Source organism: Burkholderia sp. GbtcB21, assembly GCF_019091065.1.
In the GTDB taxonomy this organism is placed as follows: Bacteria; Pseudomonadota; Gammaproteobacteria; order Burkholderiales; family Burkholderiaceae; genus Burkholderia; species Burkholderia pyrrocinia_C.
On the sequence record NZ_JAGXKA010000011.1, the window covers coordinates 63,217 to 83,254 of the forward strand.

A 20,038-nucleotide genomic window follows, 5' to 3' on the forward strand; every position below is an offset into this window, starting at 1 on the left:
AACGATGAAACGCACCGGCATGCGGCAAGACGCAAGCCGGAACGCAGCGGCGCATGGCACGCGCATCGACGCGAAAAAAGCGCACGCCGGCCGAAGCGACCGGCAAATCGATCAACGATACGACCGGCGCAGCCTGCGGAAAACGAACGAATTCTCGAATGAATATGACGCGCGGCACCGTGGCCGCGCGTTCCGTCACGCCCGCGCCGGCCGCCCGTTCACTGCCGGCCCTTGATCCGCGCCATGTGATACACGGCCGCATGCGCGCCGTCGCGCAATGCATAGCCCGGCGATTCGCCTTCGATCCGGAAACCGTGCTTCTCGTAGAGTGCGATTGCCGCGCGGTTGTCGGTGAACACGGTCAACTCGAGACGCGTGATGTTCAGCCAGTTTTCCGCGAGATCGATCGCGGCCGCGAGCAGCCGGCTGCCGACGCCGCGCCCGTGACGGGCCGCGTCGACCATCATGCCGAGCCCCGCCGCATGGCGCCGGCGCGGATTCGGCTCGGGATGCAGGCCGAGGTGGCCGACCACCGCACCGTCGATTTCGGCGACGAGGCTCACGCCGCGCTCGCGCGCGTTTTCGAGCCGCTGCTGCCATTTCTCGAGCGACGGAAACGGATGCTGCAACGTATTCATGTACACCGCGGGATCGGCGGCGATCTGCCGGATCGCGTCGACGTCGTGCGTCTCGCTGTGCCGGATCTTGATGTCGGTCATGGGTGGGCCGGTCCGAAAAGTCGCGCCGGCGGCGCGGACTGCGCACACGTGCAGCGACGTTTCGAGCTTAGCCGATTTCATGCATTTGAAACATGGGCGACACGTCGTCGCGCGATGCCGTTGTATCTGCAACGACACACGATCACGCCGCAGGCTGCGATTCGGAAAAATATGACCGGTTCCGCACGCGGCGATCGGTAATTTCTTACCCTCTTCCGTCACGCATCGTGTCCGCAATAATCGTTGCGCACACAACGTCACGCGCACGACATGCGATGTCATTTCTTCATCACGTCGACGTCATGTCGACTCCCTAGACTGGGCGCCGCCCAGCCCGGCATGCGCCGGGCCGGTGTGTGCCGACGTCCTGCCCGCGCATCACGAGCGCGCGGCGCGCAGGACCGCGACGGCGGCCGATGCATCTGCGCGACACCGCTCGACGCCACACGTCGCGCGATGCGCGCAGCTCCGCCACGCGCGGCCGACGTACTCGCACGCACACGCGTCGCGGATCGTCCCAGGGGGGACGACGCACGGGCGCATCCAGACGAAGTCACGAACGCTCCCACCATCACAGGATCCGAACGCCATGACGTCACGCCGCAAATTCCTTCAGCAGACCGCCACTTCCGGCCTCGCCGCCGCCGCGCTGTCCGCGTTTCCTCCGAGCATCCGCCGCGCGCTCGCCATTCCCGCATTTCACGAAACGGGGACCATCAAGGACGTCAAGCACGTCGTGCTGCTGATGATGGAGAATCGCGCATTCGACAGCTACTTCGGCACGTTCAAGGGCGTGCGCGGCTACGGCGACCGCTTCGCGGTGCCGTCGCCGAACGGCCGCGACGTGTTCTACCAGACGTACACGAAGGCGACGCCCGCCACGACCTGCACGCCGTATCACCTCGACGCGAGCCAGGGCAACGCGCAGCGCGCGGGCGGCACGCCGCACGCGTGGGCCGATGCGCAGGCCGCATGGGATCACGGCCGGATGAACCGCTGGCCCGATGCGAAAACGCCGCTGTCGATGGGCTATTACGACGCGGCGGAAGTGCCGTTCCAGCGCGCGCTCGCCGATGCGTTCACGCTGTGCGACCACTACCACTGCGGGATGCACACCGGCACGATCGCGAACCGCCTGTTCTACTGGAGCGGCACCAACGGCCCGAACGGCATCAGCCCGGCCGACGGCAGCCGCGTAAAGATCGCCGCGCTGAACAACCAGTTCAACGGCGGCAACGACATCGGCCCGTCGAGCCAGGGCTGGACCTGGACGACCTATGCCGACCGGCTGCAGCAGGCCGGCGTGAACTGGAAGGTCTACCAGAGCCTGATCGACAATTTCGGCTGCAACGAGATGATGAGCTTCCGCCACTGGCGCGCGGCGATCGAGCAGATGCCGGCCGCGCGCCGGCCCTCGTACGTCGCGTCGACGGACATCACGCAGCCCGTGACGGCGGCCGGCGCGTTCTACGATCCGGCGATCGACGATCCGCTGAGCCCGCTCGCGAAGGGCTTCGGCAACACGATGCCGTACGGCTTTCTCGAATCATTCCGCGACGACATCCGCAACGGCAAGCTGCCGGAAGTGTCGTGGATCATCCCGCCGTCCGCGTACAGCGAACACCCGGGACCGTCGAGCCCCGCGCAGGGCGGCTGGTACGTGCAGGCCGTGCTCGATGCGCTGACGGCGAACCCGGAGGTGTGGAGCAAGACGGTGCTGCTGGTCAACTTCGACGAGAACGACGGCTTCTTCGACCACATGCCGTCGCCGGCCGTGCCGTCGCGCAACGCCGACGGCACGCTCGCGGGCGGCCATACGCTGCGGGACGCCGACGTCGCCGTCGAGTACCACGACTTCGCGCCGGCCACGTCGAGCCAGCCGGCGGCGGACGGACGCCCGTACGGCCCGGGCCCGCGCGTGCCGATGTGGGTCGTGTCGCCGTGGAGCCGCGGCGGCTGGGTCAACTCGCAGGTGTTCGACCATACGTCGACGCTGCTCTTCCTCGAGAAGCGCTTCGGTGTTGCCGAACCGCAGATCAGCGCGTATCGCCGCGCGGTGTGCGGCGACCTGACGAGCGCGTTCAACTTCCGCTCGCCGAACAACGAGCCGCTGCCGACGCTCGCGGGCCATACGACGAAAAGCCAGGTCGACGCGCTGAGCGCCGCGCAGCAGGCCGCGCCGAAGATCGTGCCGCCGGCCGCGCCGGCGCTGCCCGCGCAGGCCACCGGCGTGCGCCCGTCGCGCGCGCTGCCGTACGAGCTGCATGCGAGCGCGCGCACCGATGCCGGCACCGGCACGGTCACGCTGAAGTTCGCGAACACGGGCCGCGCCGCCGCCGTGTTTCACGTCTATGACAAGCTGCACCTCGACCGCCTGCCGCGGCGCTACGTCGTCGAGCCGGGCAAGACACTGCACGGCGACTGGGCCGCGCGCGCCGACAACGGCGGCAAATACGACCTGTGGGTGCTCGGCCCGAACGGCTATCACCGCCGCTTCACCGGCGACCTGAGCCGCTTGGCCGGCGCCCGCGCGCCTCGTCCGGAAGTTCGCGTCGGCTATGCAGGCGCGAGCGGCAACCTCCACCTGCGGCTGCGCAACGACGGCGGCGGCACGGTGCGCTTCACGGTGAAGTCGAACCAGGTCTACGGGCCGCTGCCCGGCCGCGGCGCGAACGACGATCGCGTTCATGGCCACGGCAACGAGGACGGCAACAACCAGGGCCACTATTACGGCAATGGCAACGGCACGGGCACCACGTGGACCGTCACGGTGCACGCCGGCGGCCAGTCCGAGCTGCACTGGAAGCTCGATTCGACCGGCCACTGGTACGACTTCATCGTCACCGCCGACAGCGACGCAAGCTTCTCGCGCCGCGTGGCCGGCCGCGTCGAAACGGGCCGCCACTCGGTCAGCGACCCGGCGATGGGGCTGGCCGACCGCTTCTGACGCCGCCGCGGCGATGCGGCGACGCGTGTTGCACCGCGTGTCGCCGCCCGCGCCGGCCCGGCCGAGAATGCCGGTCAGGCGCCGGCCGCGGCCGCGCGCGATCGGGCTGAAACGCCCGCCCGGCGCGGGTCAAACATCAGAAGGATGTGCGGTACAACCCTCATTTCGCCCCAACGAAAATGCTCCGTGTCGCGGCCCGTTCGCGTTAAACTGCGACAAGCTGTATTCAACAAACGCATCTTCGCCGTTACGGCACCCACGACACGAGGATAGGTTCGATGCGCACAACCGGCTCATCCGGGGCAATGACCCTGCTCACCGAACACGACGCGACCGACGGCCGCCAACTGCGTTCGCTCCGGCTCGAAGCAACCGGCGACGGCAAGAGCGTGCTGCTGATCGAGATCGACGAACGCAAGCCCGGCATCCACCGCGAGGTCCGCTACGAGATCACGCCGGCCGAACTGATCGCGGCGATCCGCTCGCACGGCGCCGAGCTGCCCGGCGAAAACCATGGCGCCGCGTCGCTCGCCCGTACCCCCTCCTGATTTCGCACGGTGAGCCGCGCGCAACGCGCCGGCTCACCGGCATTCCCCTGCCGCCGTCAGGCGCTTTGCGTCATTCCCGCCGCTGTCTTGAAAATGGCCGATAATCGGCCCATCTGCGTTTCCTGCCCACGCATTTCCTTTTCGGCCAGCCGTCATGCTCCTCCGTGACCTCGTCGCCCAGTACGGGCCGCTTCTCGTGTTCGCCAACGTGCTCGCGGCGGCCATCGGCCTGCCGGTGCCCGCGATGCCGACGCTCGTGCTGTTCGGCGCGATGTCCGCGATGCATCCGGCGATGATCGGCTCGCAGCTCGTCACGGTGGTCGCGCTGTCGGTGCTCGGCGCACTGATCGGCGACACCGTCTGGTACGTCGCCGGGCGGCGTTACGGCGGCACGACGCTGAAGACGATCTGCCGGCTGTCGCTGTCGCGCGATACCTGCGTAAGAAAAACCGAGCGCTTCTTCGGCCGCTACGGCGTGCGCGTGCTCGCCGTCGCGCGCTTCATTCCCGGGCTGTCGCTCGTATCGGTGCCGATGGCCGGCGCGCTCGGCACGCGCTATCGCACGTTCGCCGGCTACGATGCGCTCGGCGCCGCGGTCTGGACGATCGTCGGACTGGTGGCCGGAATCGTGTTCTACCGGCAGATCGACTGGCTGTTCGCCGGCGCGAGCCACCTCGGCCGCGCGGTGCTGCTGGTCATCGTCGCGCTGCTGGCGATCTATGCGGCCGTGCGCTGGATGCGCCGCCGCGCGCTGATCCGCCAGCTCGCGAACGCACGGATCGGCGTCGACGAACTCGACCTGCTGCTGCGCGACGCCACCGCACCGGTGGTGCTCGACGTGCGCTCGCCCGAGCACCGCAAGCTCGACCCGTTCACGATTCCCGGTGCGCAGTTCGCCGACGAGCGGCAGATCGGCGACATCGCCGCGCGCTATCCGCTCACGCAGAAGTTCGTCGTGTTCTGCTCGTGTCCGAACGAAGTGACGGCCGCGCTGATGGCGAAGCGCCTGCTCGACGCAGGCTTCACCGATGCGCTCGCGCTGCGCGGCGGCCTCGACGCATGGCGCGATACGGGCCGCCAGCTCACGTCGCTCGCGGAAGAGATGCCCGTCGCGAACGATCCGGTCGCGGGGTTGCACAAGCCGGCCTGATCGCACTGCTCGCAGGCCGGCCGCGCGATGCGGGGGACGTGCGCCCCCCTTCGATCAGAACGCGTGCAGCGGCAGGTTCACGACCAGCCGGTACTCCTTGTTCGTCGCGTCCGAGGAGTGCATCGAACCGGTGTGCCACATCGCGATGAACGTGACCTTCGTGTCCTTCAGCTTGCCGCTCTGGAACGTGTACGACGGGATGAAGCCGAACTCGTGGTGACGGCCCTGCACCGGCGCGCCGTTGCTCCAGTAGATGCTCGACTTGGTCGGGTCGTTCGCCGCGCCCGCGCTGCCGTCCGCACCCCACCCCGTCACGCCCCAGACCATTGCCTTGAAGCCCGGCAGGCCCGCTTCCTTGCCGTAGAACGTGTAACGCAATTGCAGCGACTTTTCGTGCGGCGCGTTGTAGTCGACGTCCATCGAGTTGGTCAGGAAGATACCGTTCGTTTCGTTCAGGTAGTCGAAGAACTGGTCGCCGAGCACCTGCTGGAAGCCGAGCAGCAGTTCGTGCGGGCCGTGCTGCGCAGCCACCGACAGGCTGTATGCATTGTTGTCGATCTTGCCCTGCAGCGCATCGCCCGTGTCGTGCGTCGAATAGACGTTGCCGAAGCCCGTCCACTTGATCGTCTGCGGGCTGCCGATGCTGTGCTTCACCGACGCGTAGTACTGGTGCCACACGTCGTCGGCCTGGTTCGCGTACAGCGCGACTTCGCCGTTCGGCGAGTAATCCCACGTGCCGCCGACATACGACAGGCGATTGACGCGCGTGCCGCCGTATTGCGTCGTCAGGTTGGTGAGCGTCGTATGACCGCGCGCATCGGTCTTCGTGAAGCTGCCGGCCTCGAGCATCACGTTCTTGAATTCATTGCTGACGATCGTCGCGCCGAGGAACGTCGGCGGCAGTGCACGGTTGTCGTGCTGCTCCATGAACGGGTTGTCGACGGCCTGCAGACCGTACTTGACCACCGTGTTCGAGATGCGCGCCTTGATGTCGTAGATGCCCGGGTAGGCCCATGCGAGCTGGTTCGACCCGCCGCCGCCCTTCGCCACGTGCACCATGTTGCCTGCGCCCGCGCCGCCGTCGAGCTTCAGTGCCGCATACAGCGACGCATCGAAGCCGATGCCGATCAGGCCCGTCGTGTAGCCCGACTCGAAGTTCGCCATCGCGCCCTGGACCCACGCGTGGCGATGCGGCCCGCCCTTGTTGTCGAGCACGTCCGAATAGTTGCGGAACAGGAAGTCGAGGTGGCTGTCGGCGATGAAGCCCTTCGACTTCGACTGGGCCGACGGCTCGTCGGGCGGCGTGACGGCCTGGGTCGCCTCGGCGTTGATAACGGCGTTCGGGGTCGTTGCCTGCGCAACGGCCGTGCCCGTGCCGGCGGCCGGCGCGGCCGGCGCGGCCTGCGCGACCGTCAGCGGCGCGGGGGCTGCGTCGTCGGCGTGCGCGACGCCCGTCAGCGAGACGCCGGCGAGCGCCGGCAGTCCCCATGCAAGCAGCATCTTCGATGCCGTCCCGATCGTCTTCTGCTTTTTCATCGTGATTCTCGTCTTGTGTTGATATCGTCCACGCCGGTTGCGATCCGCTCCCGGCCCCCCGGCGTGCCCGGCTAAGGACGCGCCTGTACCCGCGGCGCGAAGATCGTTCGCGCCGTACCTACCCCTGTTGACCTGCCTGGTTTTATTTGCTGCGTTACTTCAAATCACGCCGCGCCCGCGCGAATGCACGCGACACGCGCCGCCGACCCCTGCCGCACTTCCGGCAGCGGCACGTCCTGCGCGCACGCGTCGATCGCGACCGGGCAGCGCGTGCGGAACGCGCAGCCCGACGGCGGGTTGAGCGGCGAGGGCATCTCGCCCGCCAGCAGCATCGGACGGCGAGCACGCTCGCGCGCCGGCTCCGGCGTCGGCGCCGCATCGAGCAGCGCCTTCGTGTACGGGTGCTGCGGCACGCCGTACACGTCATGCCGCGTGCCGAACTCCATCACGCGGCCGAGATACATCACGAGCACACGCCGGCTGATCGCCTTCACCACGGCGAGATCGTGTGCAACGAACAGATAGGACAACGACAGTTCGCGCTGCAGGTCGCGCAGCAGGTTCACGATCTGCGCCTGGATCGACACGTCGAGCGCCGAGACAGGTTCGTCGCAGATCACGAGCTTCGGCTCGCCGATCAGCGCGCGTGCGATGCCGACGCGCTGGCACTGCCCGCCGGAGAATTCGTGCGGATAACGCAGCAGGTGATGCGCGTTCAGGCCGACGCGTTCGAGCATCGTGACCACGCGGCGGCGCACCTCGGTGCGGCCGAGGCCGGCGTGGTGCGTGACGAGCGGCTCGGCGACGACCTGCTCGATCGTCATGCGCGGATCGAGCGACGCGAGCGGATCCTGGAAGATCATCTGCACTTCGCGCCGCATCGCGGTGCCGCGCAGGTGATCGGGCACGACGGCTTCGCCGCGCCATTTCACGGTGCCGGCCGTCATCGGCACGAGGCCGATCAGCGCGCGCGCGAGCGTCGACTTCCCGCAGCCCGATTCGCCGACGAGCCCGACCGTCTCGCCGCGCTTCACGTCGAACGACACGCCGTCGACCGCGCGCAGCGTGCCCTTCGGCGACCACGGATAGCCGCCGAGCGGCACGCGGAAATGCACCTTCAGATCGTCGACGGACAGCAGCGTGTCGTCCGTCGCGCCGGCATTGCGGCTTTCATTGACGCTCATCGCAGACCTCCCGCCAGATCGGCCACCGGGCGGTGGCATGCGCGCACCGCGCCCGCGGCGCCATAAGTTTCGAGCGCGGGGCGCGCGGCGCCGCAGCGTTCGTCCGCATACGTGCAGCGCTTCGCGAACGCGCAGCCGGCCGGCGCGGTGCCGGGCATCGGCGGGTTGCCGGGAATCGCGACGAGCGGCGCATCGTCCGCATCGGTCAGGCGCGGCAGCGCGTTGAGCAGGCCGATCGTGTAAGGATGCGACGGCGCCGCGAAGATCGAATCGGCCGGCGCGTATTCGACGGTGCGGCCCGCATACATGACCATCACGTCGTCCGCGAGGCCGGCGACCACGCCCATATCGTGCGTGATCAGCACGATCGCGGTGCCGCGCTCGCGGTTCAGCTCGCGCAGCAGGTCGATGATCTGCGCCTGCACGGTCACGTCGAGCGCGGTGGTCGGCTCGTCGGCGATCAGGATTTCCGGCTCGGACAAGAGCGCCATCGCGATCATCACGCGCTGGCGCATGCCGCCCGAGAACTCGTGCGGATACATGCGGATGCGCCGCGCCGCGTCGGGAATGCGCACCGATTCGAGCGCCTCGATCGCGCGCTTGGTCGCTTCCTTGCGCGACAGCTTGCGATGCAGCTGCAGCGTCTCGGTCATCTGCCGCTCGATCGTCAGGAACGGATTGAGCGACGTCATCGGATCCTGGAAGATCATCGCGATCCGGTCGCCGCGCACCGCGTTCAGCGCGCGCGTATCCATCTCGAGCAGGTTGTCGCCGCGGTAGCGCGCGGTGCCGGTCGTCGTGCCGTTGCCGGCCAGCAGGCCGAGCAGCGCCATCACGGTCTGGCTCTTGCCGGAGCCCGATTCGCCGACGATGCCGAGCGTCTTGCCGGCTTCGAGCGAGAACGACACGCCGCTCACGGCGTCGATCGGCGGCGCGTCCTTGCGCGTGAAGCGCACGCCGAGGTTGTCGACTTCGAGTAATGCAACCATTTCAGCGATCCTTCGGGTCGAGCGCGTCACGCAGGCCGTCGCCAACGAAGTTCACGCAGTAGAGCGTCACGCACAGCATGACGGCCGGGGCCAGCAGCAGCCACGGCATCGATTCCAGTTTCTGCGCGCCGTCCTGGATCAGCACGCCCCAGCTCGTCATCGGTTCCTGCACGCCGAGGCCGAGGAACGACAGCACCGATTCGGTCAGCACGATGTTCGGCACCGATACAGTTGCGTACACAACGACGACGCCGAGCAGGTTCGGCACGACGTGGCGCCGCACGATCGACGCCGGCGACACGCCGATCGCGCGCGCCGCATCGACGAACTCGCGGTTGCGCAGCGACAGCGTCTGGCCGCGCACGACGCGCGCCATGTCGATCCACGAGAACGCGCTGATGGTCAGCACGACCAGCATGAACGAGCGGCCGAACAGGGTCATCATCAGGATCGCGATCAGCAGGTACGGGATCGCGTACATCATGTCGACGATGCGCATCATCACGGAGTCGACGCGGCCGCCCGCGAAGCCCGCGGTCGCGCCCCACGCGACACCGAACAGGCCCGACACGAGCGTGCCGAGCAGGCCGACCTCGATCGACACGCGGCCGCCGATCAGCGTGCGCACCAGCAGGTCGCGGCCGAGCTCGTCGGTGCCGAACCAGTGCTGGTTCGCCCAGGTCGGCGGCAGGCTGATCGAGCCCCAGTCGCTCGCGGCGGGATCGGCCGCGAGCAGCCACGGGCCGACGAAGCACGCGAGCGTGACCAGCGCGAGCAGCACGAGGCTGAACACGGCCGCGCGGTTGTGAAGGAAGCGCGCCATCGCGAGCGCGAGCGGAGAGCGCGAACGCGGCGGCGAGTCGGTCTGCACGGGCAGCCCGACGACGGGAGTAGTCGGAGTCATCGCAGTGCCTCGCTCAATAACGGATGCGCGGATCGAGCCACGCGTACGCGAGGTCGACCAGCAGGTTGAACAGCACCGCGCAGACTGTCGTCAGCACGACGAGGCCAAGCACCAGCGTGTAGTCGCGGTTGATCGCACCGTTCACGACGAGCTGCCCGAGCCCCGGCAGCGCGAACACCGATTCGGTGACGACGGCCGCCGTGATCGACGTGATGCAGACCGTGCCGAACAGCGACACGACCGGCATCAGCGCGGGCTTCAGCGCGTGGCGCAGCACGATCGTCGAGCCCGGCAGGCCCTTCGCGCGCGCGGTGCGGATGAAGTTGCTCGACAGCGTCTCGATCATCGAGCCGCGCATCACGCGCGCGAGCAGCGACACGTTGATGAAGGTCAGCAGCACGATCGGCAGCAGCCGGTACTGCCAGCCGCCGTCGCCCCAGCCGCCCGCCGGCAGCCAGCCGTTGCCGGCCGACGTCTTCAGCAGGATCGCGAAGATCCACACGAGCACGGGGCCGAGCACGAACGGCGGCACGACGTTGCCGAAGTTGCCGATCAGCATCACGAAGCGGTCGATGAAGCTGTCGCGGCGCACGGCCGCGACGGTGCCGAGCAGCACGCCGAACACGATCGAGAGCGGGATCGACACGCCGCCCACGCCGAGGCTCACGGGCAGCGCCTTCTTCACGAGATCGTTCACCGACCAGTCGACGTAGCGGAACGACGGGCCGAGATCACCGTGCAGCAGCGAGCCGAGATACAGCAGGTACTGCTTCCACAGCGGCTCGTCGAGGTGGTACTTCGCGTTCAGGTTCGCGAGCGTCGCGGCGGACAGCTGCTTCTCCGTATCGAACGGGCCGCCGGGCGTGAAATGCAGCAGCAGGTAGCAGACGGTGATGACCGCGAGGATCGTCGGCACCGCCCACAACGTGCGCCTCAAAGCGTAGGCCAGCATGATCGCTCCGCTCAGTGCTTGATCAGGTACATGTCCTGCGAAGCACGCATGTCGATCACGTTCTTCAGCGAATAGCCGCCTACGTACGGCTTGACGAGACGATCAGCCGAGTACTGGAACAGCGGCACCATCGGCGTGTCGTTCATCGCCGCGTCGTGCGCCTGCGTGAGCAGTGCCGCGCGCGCCTTGTCGTCGAGCTTCTGGTTGCCTTCGTCGACGAGCGTGTCGGCCTGCTTGTTGCAGTAGCCGACGGTGTTCTGCGAGCTGCCGCAGCGGATCAGGTCGAAGAAGGTCATCGCGTCGTTGTAGTCGGCGAACCAGCCGTCGCGCGCGATCTGCACCTTGCCGTCATGCCGCTCCTTCATCAGCACCTTGAACTCGACGTTCTCGAGCTTGGTGTTGACGCCGAGCTTCGTGCGCCATTCCGACGCGGTGAACAGCGCGACCTTCTTGTGCAGGTCGTTGGTGTTGTACGTCAGCGTGAACGACAGCGGCTTCGCGTCCGAGTAGCCGGCCTGCTTCAGCAGGTTCTTCGCGGTCTCGACGCGCTTGGCCATCGGCCACGACGCCCATTCCGGCGTGAACGGCTGCACGCCCTTCGTGCCGTTCGGCATCAGCCCGTACATCGGCTTCTCGCCGGCCTGCGTGAGCTTCGACGTGAGCACGTCGCGATCGATCACCATCGACAGCGCCTGGCGCACGCGCTTGTCCTTCAGCGCGGCATCGCTGTTGTTCAGGTAGTAGTAGTACGTCGCGAGCTGCAGGCCCGGGCGCAGTTCGCCGCCGAACTGCTTGCTGACCTGCTGGAAAATGCCCGACGGAATCGAATAGCTGTAGTCGATCTGGCCGGCCTGGTACATGCGCATCGCAGTCTCGTCGCTTTCGATCGGCAGGTACGTGACCTTGTTGATCACGACCTTCGGCGCGTTCCAGTATTTCGCATCCTTCGTGATCACGATGCGGTTGTTCGGCTGCCAGTCGACCAGCTGGAACGGGCCGTTGCTGACGATGTTGCCCGGGCGCGTCCACGCGTCGCCGAGTTTCGTCACCGTGTCCTTGTTCACCGGCGCGAGCGGCACCATCGCGGTCAGCTCCGGGAAGAACGCGACGGGCACGTCGGTCGTCACCTCGAGCGTGTACGGGTCGACGGCGCGCACGCCGAGCGTCGACGGCGCGGCCTTGCCGGCGATGATGTCCTTCGAGTTCTTCACGAACTCGACGAGGATCGTGTATTTCGAGCCCGTCTTCGGATCGACGAGGCGCTGCCACGCGTAGACGAAATCGGCGGCCGTCACCGGCTGGCCGTTGCTCCACTTCGCGTCGTGACGAAGCTTGAAGATCCACGTCTGCGGCGTCTTGCGCTCCCACGACAGCGCGACGCCCGGCACGACCTGGCCGGCCGCATCGATGCGGGCGAGCCCTTCGAACAGGTCGAGGCCGATCGTGTTGCCGGTCCACGACTCGATGTGCGCGGGGTCGAGCGACTCGACTTCGGCGGGCACCTGTCGCGTCAGGTCCTGTTGAGGAGCGAGCGCGACGTTCGACGGAACGGTAACGGCGTGGGCGACGGGCGTCGTCAGGGCGAGCGCGGCCAGCACGGCCGACATGGCATGCAAGGATTTCATCGTGGCAGTCTTGAGAAAGTGGGTTCGGTGAGCGTCGCGCGGCGAATGCCGCGGCTTACGCGTGAGACGCTGACGGGTGCAGCGATTGAGGAGGCCCGTGATTCCCGTATTTCATCTTAGTATTCCTTACGTTTCTTTCGACAGGCATCCCGTCTTGGAAACGAAGGAATACCTGTGCGTTAGAACAGCCTCGGCGTACCGACCCAGACCACCACCGACTCGATCTTCGCGGTGTTGACCCAGCTGTGCGGGACCGTCGACTGATAGTGCGAACTGTCGCCGGCCTGCAGGACGAACGTCTTGCCTTCCAGCGTCAGAGAGACTTCCCCTTCAATCACATACAGGAACTCTTCTCCTGCATGTGTCGTCACCTCGGACCGCTTCTGCCCCGGCGGCAACCTCACGAGGATCGCCTCGAGCTGTCGCCCTTCGGATACGTTCGTCAGCCGCGCGAACAGGTTCGCCGAATCGGCAAACCCGAAGAAGCGCAACTGCTCGCCTCGGCAGACCGAGCGTTCCTCGCTCGGCGTATCCACGAAGTACTGCACCGTCACACCGAGCGCGTGCGCGATACCGGCCAGCGACGTCAGTGACGGCGACGCGAGCCCGCGCTCGACTTGAGACAGAAACGGCTTCGAAATCCCCGCGGCGGTAGCGGTGTCGTCGAGCGTGCGCTTGAGTCGTTGGCGCAACGCGCGAATCTTGCTGCCCAGTACGGCGGCAGCGTCTGCTGACCGCGAGTTTTCAGTGGGGGGAACCATAGCAGGCCGAAAAGTGATCGTCAAAAAATGTTTGATGGAAAATAACTAAGTTAGATCGATATAGCTTAGTCTTCAGGTTCGCACATGCCTTCGGTGTTGAGCCCGGTGCACTAAACAGGGCACGAAGCGAGCGAAACGACGCGCTATCTTGCCAGACTCGCCGGCTTCACAGGCAAGCTGCAAGCGGCTCTCCGGGAATCTTCGGAGGGCCCGCCGAGAAGTTTACAAATAGATGATGAGACGAATCTTCCTGAAAGTTGCTGCCATATCGGGAGTTTCCCTAAGTGGCGCATACCGGACGCACCGGACCGGCGAACGTTACCACTCGCGCGCCGGTCGGGGTCGTTCCCCGCCTCATCGGGCGGTGTTCGCCTCCGGCCCGGGCTAGGGCCCGTTCCGGCTAATAACGGGCTTGCGCTGGTCACCAGAAGGGCCGAGCGCAAGGAATGCGACGAAGCGAATACTCGACGTATTCGTGAGGAGCATGACGCAGCGATCGGCCCTTCTGGTGACCAGCCCGTGGAATGAATTTATTTTTTAGATTTGGGGAACGCACCTTTCCGGCCGCATTGCGGCGTCGGACGTCGCTTGTTTGGCGTGGCCAAACGGCGCTCCGCCCTCCTTGCACTGCAGCCGGAAAGGAGCGTTCGCAAGCCCGTTATTAGCCGGAACGGGCCCTGAGCCCGACTGTTCCATCGCCGATGCCAGGCCTACCCGGCCCATTGTGCACAGGCGCCAGTTAGACCCAAGACGACGCGTGATCCGTGCCGTCCGTTTCAACCGAGATTGATGATGCATTCACCTGTTTCACAAACCCGATCGTTCACGACGGTCTTCCTCATCGAAATGTGGGAGCGCTTCGGCTACTACGGCATGGCCGCGCTCCTGGTCCTCTTCATGGTCGACCGGCTCGGTTTCACCGACAGCCATGCGAACCTGACCTGGGGTGCGTTCACCGCGCTCGTCTATGCGGCACCGTCGATCGGCGGCTGGATCGGCGACAAGGTGCTCGGCGCCCGCCGCACGATGATCATCGGCGCGGCCGTGCTGTGCGCCGGCTACCTGATGCTCGCGGTACCGAACGACCACCTGACGTACATGTACGCGTCGCTCGGCGTGATCGTCGTCGGCAACGGCCTGTTCAAGGCCAACGCGGCGAACCTCGTGCGCCGCATCTACGAAGGCGACGATGCGCGCATCGACAGCGCGTTCACGATCTACTACATGGCGGTCAACATCGGCTCGACGGTGTCGATGCTCGCGACGCCGTGGATCAAGGATCACTGGGGCTGGCACGCCGCGTTCGCGGTCTGCTGCGGCGGCATGCTGCTCGCGATCCTCAACTTCATGCTGATGCACCGCACGCTCGCGCATGTCGGCTCTCAGCCGGACGAACAGCCGATCCGCTGGAAGCGCCTCGGCGCGGTCGCGGCAGGCGGCGTCGCGCTCGCGCTGATCACGCTGTACGTGCTGCAGCACAAGCAGCTCGCGGTCGCCAGCGTGTGGACGGCAGCGTTCGCGATCCTCGCGATCTTCGCGTACATGATCGCGAAGTCGGAGCGCTCGGAACGCGCGGGCCTGATCGCGGCGCTCGTGCTGATCGGCCAGGTGATCCTGTTCTTCATCTTCTACGTGCAGATGTCGACGTCGCTGACGCTGTTCGCGCTGCGCAACGTCGATCCGCGCTTCATCCTGTTCGGCACGACGCTGTTCACGTGGAGCGCCGCGCAGTTCCAGGCGCTGAACCCGATCTGGATCATGCTGCTGAGCCCGGTGCTGGTGTGGGTCTACAACGCCGTCGCGAAGGGCGGCCGCGACCTGCCGGTCGCCGCGAAGTACGCGCTCGGCTTCGGCGCGGTCGCCGCGGGCTACCTGGTGTTCACGATCAGCGGCCGCTACGCGGTCGACGGCCGCGTGTCGTCGTGGTTCATGGTGTGGGGCTACGGCCTCTACTCGCTCGGCGAACTGCTGGTGAGCGGCCTCGGCCTCGCGATGATCGCCCGCTACGTGCCGGCGCGCATGAGCGGCTTCATGATGGGTGCATATTTCGTCGCGACGGGCGTGTCGCAGTATCTCGGCAGCGTCGTCGCGAACTTCGCGCAGATGCCGTCGCACGAGCTGCCGGCCACCGAATCGCTGCCGCTGTACCTGTCGCTGTTCGAGAAGCTCGGCTGGCTCGCCGCGATCGGCATGCTGCTCGCGCTGCTGCTGCTGCCGCTGATGAACCGCCTGTCGCGCCAGCATCAGCGCTGCGCGGAAGAGCGTCGCGAGGAAGCGCTGCAGGCGCAGGCCGTCACCGCGGCCCAGTAAGTACTATCCCTTGGCGTGCGGCATGCACGCCACATTCCCCTGCCGGTTGCGCGATCGCGTCCTACACTGGTGGAAACGCATCCGATCCGTCGCGATGCGCACTGGCGGGAGAAGATCATGAAAAGCAAGACCACGCGGCTGCTGAGGATACTGTCGGACATCCGGCACGCTCAGCGCTGCACCGCGATTCGCGCCGCCCGCGCCGCGGCCGAAGCCGATGCGGTACTCGCGGAGCACGACGACCCGGCGCCGGACGACCGCGACGACGCCGAATCCGACGACGCAACCGCCGTTCCCCGCTCCCGTATCGGCTCACCTCACTGACGCCGCGCGGCACGTTGCGTGCCGCACGCGCCGCTCACGCGGCCGCACTGCGCCACCGCGCGATCCACGTTCCCGAACCGGCCACGGCCATCATCAGCCCGAGCGCGCATGCGTCGGCCACGAGGCCCACGCCGACGTGCCGCAGATCGGCGCCGTGCGCGACCGGGTGCAGCAGCGAATCGATGACGAGCGAAATCGCCGCGCCCGCGACGAAGCAGATCAGCCCGCGCTGGCCGATCGCGACGACGGGCCGCACGCCCTGCGCGATCCGCGCGATCCAGCCGTAGCGCACGCAATCGGCCATCAGCCACGCGACGGCCGCGAAGCTCACGACGCGCGGCAGCGCGAGATCGCGCTTGAGCACGCCTTCGGGCAGCGGCAGCCCGGAAAACAGCTTGTAGCTCGCACAGCCGAGCACGACCGCGCACGCGACGCCGGTCGCCGCGGCGCCCCACCGCCCGAGCGCGATGCGCCGGTAGAACGGCTGGCAGCGCGCGAGCACGCCGGCGACGAACATCAGTTGCCATGCGAACGGGTTGAAGCTCCAGCGGAAGCCGTCGGTGTCCAGCAGTTCGGGGCCGAGCCAGCCCGCCGCCAGCCACGACGCGACGCCGAGCGCGACCAGCAGCCACGGATGGCGGCGCGCGAACGGCACGAGCACCGGCGACGCGAGCGCGAACAGCACGTACATCGGCAGCACCGACGCGAGATACGGCTGGCGCTGGAACGTCAGCAATTCGGCGAGGCCCGTGAGCGGCGACGCGAGCATCACGCTGACGTCGTCGAGCGCGAGGTTCGGCGCATCGATCCCGTAGTGATCGAGCACGGCCGACACGACGAGCATCAGCGTCGACGTCGCGAGAAACGCGCGGTAGATCTGCATCGCGCGGCGCACGAACCGGCGCTGCGCGGCGCGCGCGCCCTGCCGTTCGGCGATCGCGCCGTACGCGCTCGCGGTCGCGAAGCCGCCGAGAAAGACGAACACCTCGGCCGCGTCGCACAGCGCGAACGCGTGCAGCGTCACGCGCGACAGCACGCTTGCGCCGATGTGATCGACGACGATCATCAACAGCACGAGCCCGCGGAAGAAATCGACTTCGATCAGGCGGCCGCTGCGCGACGGCTGGGCCGCGGCGGACGACGGCATGCTCAACGACATGAGCGCACCTGCGCAACGGCGGCGCAATCGGCGCCTGGGAATGCATCGGGAAGGAGAAGGCGAGCGCGATCAGCGGCGACGCGCGTATGCCCGCATCGCGCCAACCCGGCCGGCCAGGCACGGGGATGACCGTTCATTGGAAAGCTGCATACGAAGGGAAGTCGGTCAGGCCAGTCTAGTGGTCGATCGGGGGAGACCCTAAGTAACAAAGTGCAACCGAATCTTCTGTTCGATTACAACGACGAGGCCGGCAAAATGAAGCGGGCAGCGCCGCCAGATTGACGCCAGCGCGACGCCAGTTTGCGGTCAGCATCGATGCGTTCGATCACGGTTCGACCGCGGTTCGACCGCGGTTCGATCGCGGTTCGATCGTCGAGCGATACGCGATGCGCGGCACGTTCCGTGCGGCCGCCGCACCACGATCAGGATCGAGATCGAAACTTATCTGCGCGCGGGCAAGCGTCGCATCAGCATTGCGCTGTGCCACGCGGTCAGCGCGACGGCGACCCAGATTGGCCCATACGTCGCGAGCTTCGCGACGCTCAGCGTCTCGCCGAGCAGCAGCAGCGACACCGCGACGAGCAGCACGGGCTCGACGTAGCCGAGAATCCCGAACAGCGCCATCGGCAGCATCCGGCTCGCCTTCAGGTAGCTCGCGAGCGCGAGCGTGCTGAGCACGCCGAGCCCAGGCAGCAGCGCGACCCACAGCACCGGATTGCTCGCGACGCGCGTCGTGCTCGCCGCGACCATCGCGAACGCGACCGGGCACAACAGCACGATCTCGATCGCGAACGCGGCCAGCGAATCCGCGTTGATCCGGCGGCGCAGCACGAAATACGGCGGATAGCCGAGCGCGACGACGAGCGTCGGCCACGCGAACGCGCGCGTCGCCCACACTTCGTGCACGACGCCGAGCGCGGCGCACGCGACAGCCGCCCATTGCAGCGGGTCGAGGCGTTCGTGATAGTAGAAGCGGCCGACGAGCACCATCGTCAGCGGCAGCAGGAAATAGCCGAGCGACACCTCGAGCATGCGGCCGTGCAGCGGCGCCCACAGGAACAGCCACAACTGCAGGCCGAGCAGCGCCGCGCTCGCGGGCAGCGCGATCAGCAGACGCCAGTCGCGCATGCCGCGCCGCGCGAGGTCGGCGAGCGCGGGCCAGCGGCCGCGCAACGCGATCAGCGCGAGCGCGCCCGGCGCGGTCCACAACACGCGCCACGCGAAGATGTCGAGCCCGGTGAGCGGCGCGAGCAGCTTCGCGTAAACCGACATCAGCGCGAACAGCGTCGATGCCATCACCGACAGCATGAGGCCGCGCCCGGCGTCCGGATACCCCGTCATGGTTGTTGTGCGCCTGTTACTGCTGCTGGAAACGATCGAAGCGCCTTTCGGTCCGGCGTTCCTCGAACGTCACCTCGGTTACGCGCGCGGCCGGCGGCCCGTGGCGCAGCCACGCGAGCATCCGGTCGATCTGCGCGCCGGGGCCCTGGATCATCGCCTCGACGCTGCCGTCCTCGAGATTCGCGACCCAGCCGCGCAGCTTCAATGAATGCGCCTCGCGCACCGTTGCATGACGGAAGCCGACGCCCTGCACGACGCCGCGCACCCGCACGTAGTAGGTCTCGATCCGTTCGTCCAGTTCATTGCGGCTCATCGCGTCGCCCTCCCGTTGCATTCAAGCCCGGCATTGTAGTCGCGTCGGCCGCTTCGCACACGCGTGCGGCGGCCCGGCCGCGCGCCGCCACCGCGCCGCCACGGAAGCACGGCCCGCCGGGGCGCCGGCGTTGCGTCGCCGCACGCGCCGACCACGTACAATCTCGCCGACGCTCAACCGCCGCGCCGCTCGCGCGCGCCCTGAAGGAAACGCATGACTGATACCTCCCGCGATCTCGTTCTCGTCACCGGCGCATCCGGTTTCGTCGGCTCGGCCGTCGCGCGCATCGCGCAGCAGAAAGGCTATGCGGTGCGCGTGCTCGTGCGCCCGACCAGCCCGCGCACGAACGTCGCGGATCTCGACGCCGAGATCGTCACCGGCGACATGCGCGACGAGGCGTCGATGCGCGCCGCGCTGCGCGGCGTGCGCTACCTGCTGCACGTGGCGGCCGACTACCGGCTGTGGGCGCCCGATCCCGACGAGATCGAGCGCGCGAACCTCGAAGGCGCGGTCGCGACGATGCGCGCGGCACGCGCCGAAGGCGTCGAGCGGATCGTCTACACGAGCAGCGTCGCGACGCTGAAGGTCACGAGCGCGGGCGACCCGTCCGACGAAAACCGGCCGCTCGCGCCCGAGCAGGCGATCGGCGTCTACAAGCGCAGCAAGGTGCTCGCGGAACGCGCGGTCGAGCGGATGATCGCCGACGAAGGGCTGCCGGCCGTGATCGTCAACCCGTCGACGCCGATCGGCCCGCGCGACGTGAAGCCGACGCCGACCGGCCGCATCATCGTCGAAGCCGCGCTCGGCAAGATTCCCGCGTTCGTCGACACGGGGCTGAACCTCGTGCACGTCGACGACGTCGCGCACGGCCACTTCCTCGCGCTCGAACGCGGCCGGATCGGCGAGCGCTACATCCTCGGCGGCGAGAACTTGCCGCTGCAGCAGATGCTGGCCGACATCGCGCAGATGACGGGCCGCAAGGCGCCGACGATCGCGCTGCCGCGCTGGCCGCTGTACCCGCTCGCGGTCGGCGCCGAAGCGGTCGCGAAGTTCACGAAGAAGGAGCCGTTCGTCACCGTGGACGGGCTGCGGATGTCGAAGAACAAGATGTATTTCACGTCCGCGAAGGCCGAGCGCGAGCTCGGCTACCGTGCGCGCCCGTACCGCGAAGGGCTGCGCGATGCGCTCGACTGGTTCCGCTCGGCGGGGTACCTGAAATAACACAAAGCGGCGCGCGGCGCGCCGCCTTGCGCACTTTGTTACACGTCGCGCGCGG

General features: G+C 67.5%; 18 protein-coding genes. 7 read left to right on the forward strand and 11 right to left on the reverse strand.

What is annotated here, in order from left to right; all coding sequences use genetic code 11:
• The first annotated feature begins 4 nt into the window (after positions 1–4).
• Entirely contained in the window at positions 5–235 is a 231-nt protein-coding gene (locus tag KVT39_RS23245; RefSeq protein WP_034181613.1) for a hypothetical protein, read from the forward strand.
• Here KVT39_RS23245 and KVT39_RS23250 read toward each other — a convergent pair.
• Complete coding sequence (locus KVT39_RS23250; RefSeq protein ID WP_217590299.1) at positions 219–719, reverse strand: GNAT family N-acetyltransferase; 501 nt, start codon at positions 717–719, stop codon at positions 219–221. The two genes, KVT39_RS23245 and KVT39_RS23250, sit on opposite strands and share 17 nt — an antisense overlap.
• 589 nt (positions 720–1,308) lie before the next feature.
• On the opposite strand from KVT39_RS23250, the gene KVT39_RS23255 reads away from it, so the two are divergent.
• The 3 genes from KVT39_RS23255 to KVT39_RS23265 all read left to right on the forward strand — a co-directional run bounded on the left by KVT39_RS23255 (position 1,309) and on the right by KVT39_RS23265 (position 5,364).
• Complete coding sequence (locus KVT39_RS23255) at positions 1,309–3,666, forward strand: phosphocholine-specific phospholipase C (protein ID WP_217590300.1); 2,358 nt, start codon at positions 1,309–1,311, stop codon at positions 3,664–3,666.
• Positions 3,667–3,944: 278 nt separating this feature from the next.
• A complete protein-coding gene (locus KVT39_RS23260) occupies positions 3,945–4,214 on the forward strand; it encodes a hypothetical protein (RefSeq protein ID WP_034181610.1) in 270 nt (89 codons plus the stop codon).
• 154 nt (positions 4,215–4,368) lie between these two features.
• Positions 4,369–5,364: a DedA family protein/thiosulfate sulfurtransferase GlpE gene (locus KVT39_RS23265; protein WP_034181609.1), complete on the forward strand. Its 996-nt coding sequence runs from the start codon at positions 4,369–4,371 to the stop codon at positions 5,362–5,364.
• Positions 5,365–5,418: 54 nt separating this feature from the next.
• On the opposite strand, the gene KVT39_RS23270 is transcribed toward KVT39_RS23265, so the two are convergent.
• From KVT39_RS23270 to KVT39_RS23300, 7 genes are all read right to left on the reverse strand, one after another.
• Positions 5,419–6,900 (reverse strand): OprD family porin, encoded by a 1,482-nt coding sequence (locus KVT39_RS23270; protein WP_217590301.1) that lies wholly within the window; start codon positions 6,898–6,900, stop codon positions 5,419–5,421.
• Positions 6,901–7,064: 164 nt separating this feature from the next.
• Positions 7,065–8,084 (reverse strand): ABC transporter ATP-binding protein, encoded by a 1,020-nt coding sequence (locus KVT39_RS23275; protein ID WP_217590302.1) that lies wholly within the window; start codon positions 8,082–8,084, stop codon positions 7,065–7,067.
• Positions 8,081–9,073 (reverse strand): ABC transporter ATP-binding protein, encoded by a 993-nt coding sequence (locus KVT39_RS23280; protein WP_105390573.1) that lies wholly within the window; start codon positions 9,071–9,073, stop codon positions 8,081–8,083. Before KVT39_RS23280 ends, KVT39_RS23275 begins: the two co-directional genes overlap by 4 nt.
• Position 9,074: 1 nt before the next feature.
• Positions 9,075–9,977, reverse strand: a complete 903-nt coding sequence (locus KVT39_RS23285; RefSeq protein WP_217590303.1) for an ABC transporter permease — start codon at positions 9,975–9,977, stop codon at positions 9,075–9,077.
• Between the two features lie 13 nt (positions 9,978–9,990).
• A complete protein-coding gene (locus KVT39_RS23290; protein ID WP_034181604.1) occupies positions 9,991–10,929 on the reverse strand; it encodes an ABC transporter permease subunit in 939 nt (312 codons plus the stop codon).
• A gap of 11 nt (positions 10,930–10,940) precedes the next feature.
• Positions 10,941–12,554, reverse strand: a complete 1,614-nt coding sequence (locus KVT39_RS23295) for a peptide ABC transporter substrate-binding protein (protein WP_034181603.1) — start codon at positions 12,552–12,554, stop codon at positions 10,941–10,943.
• Between the two features lie 179 nt (positions 12,555–12,733).
• A complete protein-coding gene (locus KVT39_RS23300; RefSeq protein ID WP_034181602.1) occupies positions 12,734–13,315 on the reverse strand; it encodes a cupin domain-containing protein in 582 nt (193 codons plus the stop codon).
• Between the two features lie 789 nt (positions 13,316–14,104).
• Here KVT39_RS23300 and KVT39_RS23305 point away from each other — a divergent pair.
• Both KVT39_RS23305 and KVT39_RS23310 read left to right on the forward strand, forming a co-directional pair.
• Positions 14,105–15,625 carry a peptide MFS transporter gene (locus KVT39_RS23305; RefSeq protein ID WP_072440034.1) on the forward strand — a complete coding sequence of 507 codons (1,521 nt, stop codon included), beginning with the start codon at positions 14,105–14,107 and terminating at the stop codon, positions 15,623–15,625.
• A 117-nt stretch (positions 15,626–15,742) separates the two neighbouring features.
• Positions 15,743–15,949 carry a hypothetical protein gene (locus tag KVT39_RS23310; protein ID WP_105390636.1) on the forward strand — a complete coding sequence of 69 codons (207 nt, stop codon included), beginning with the start codon at positions 15,743–15,745 and terminating at the stop codon, positions 15,947–15,949.
• A gap of 34 nt (positions 15,950–15,983) precedes the next feature.
• Here the strand turns inward: KVT39_RS23310 and KVT39_RS23315 are convergent, their stop codons facing one another.
• The 3 genes from KVT39_RS23315 to KVT39_RS23325 all read right to left on the reverse strand — a co-directional run bounded on the left by KVT39_RS23315 (position 15,984) and on the right by KVT39_RS23325 (position 18,762).
• On the reverse strand, positions 15,984–17,108 hold the full coding sequence (locus KVT39_RS23315) for an OpgC domain-containing protein (protein ID WP_105390575.1): 1,125 nt from the start codon (positions 17,106–17,108) through the stop codon (positions 15,984–15,986).
• A gap of 441 nt (positions 17,109–17,549) precedes the next feature.
• A complete protein-coding gene (rarD, locus tag KVT39_RS23320; protein WP_131947986.1) occupies positions 17,550–18,449 on the reverse strand; it encodes an EamA family transporter RarD in 900 nt (299 codons plus the stop codon).
• A 16-nt stretch (positions 18,450–18,465) separates the two neighbouring features.
• Entirely contained in the window at positions 18,466–18,762 is a 297-nt protein-coding gene (locus KVT39_RS23325) for an acylphosphatase (protein ID WP_034181598.1), read from the reverse strand.
• A gap of 213 nt (positions 18,763–18,975) precedes the next feature.
• Between KVT39_RS23325 and hpnA the strand changes: the two genes are divergently transcribed.
• Positions 18,976–19,983 carry a hopanoid-associated sugar epimerase gene (gene hpnA, locus KVT39_RS23330; RefSeq protein WP_217590304.1) on the forward strand — a complete coding sequence of 336 codons (1,008 nt, stop codon included), beginning with the start codon at positions 18,976–18,978 and terminating at the stop codon, positions 19,981–19,983.
• Positions 19,984–20,038 lie beyond the last annotated feature (55 nt).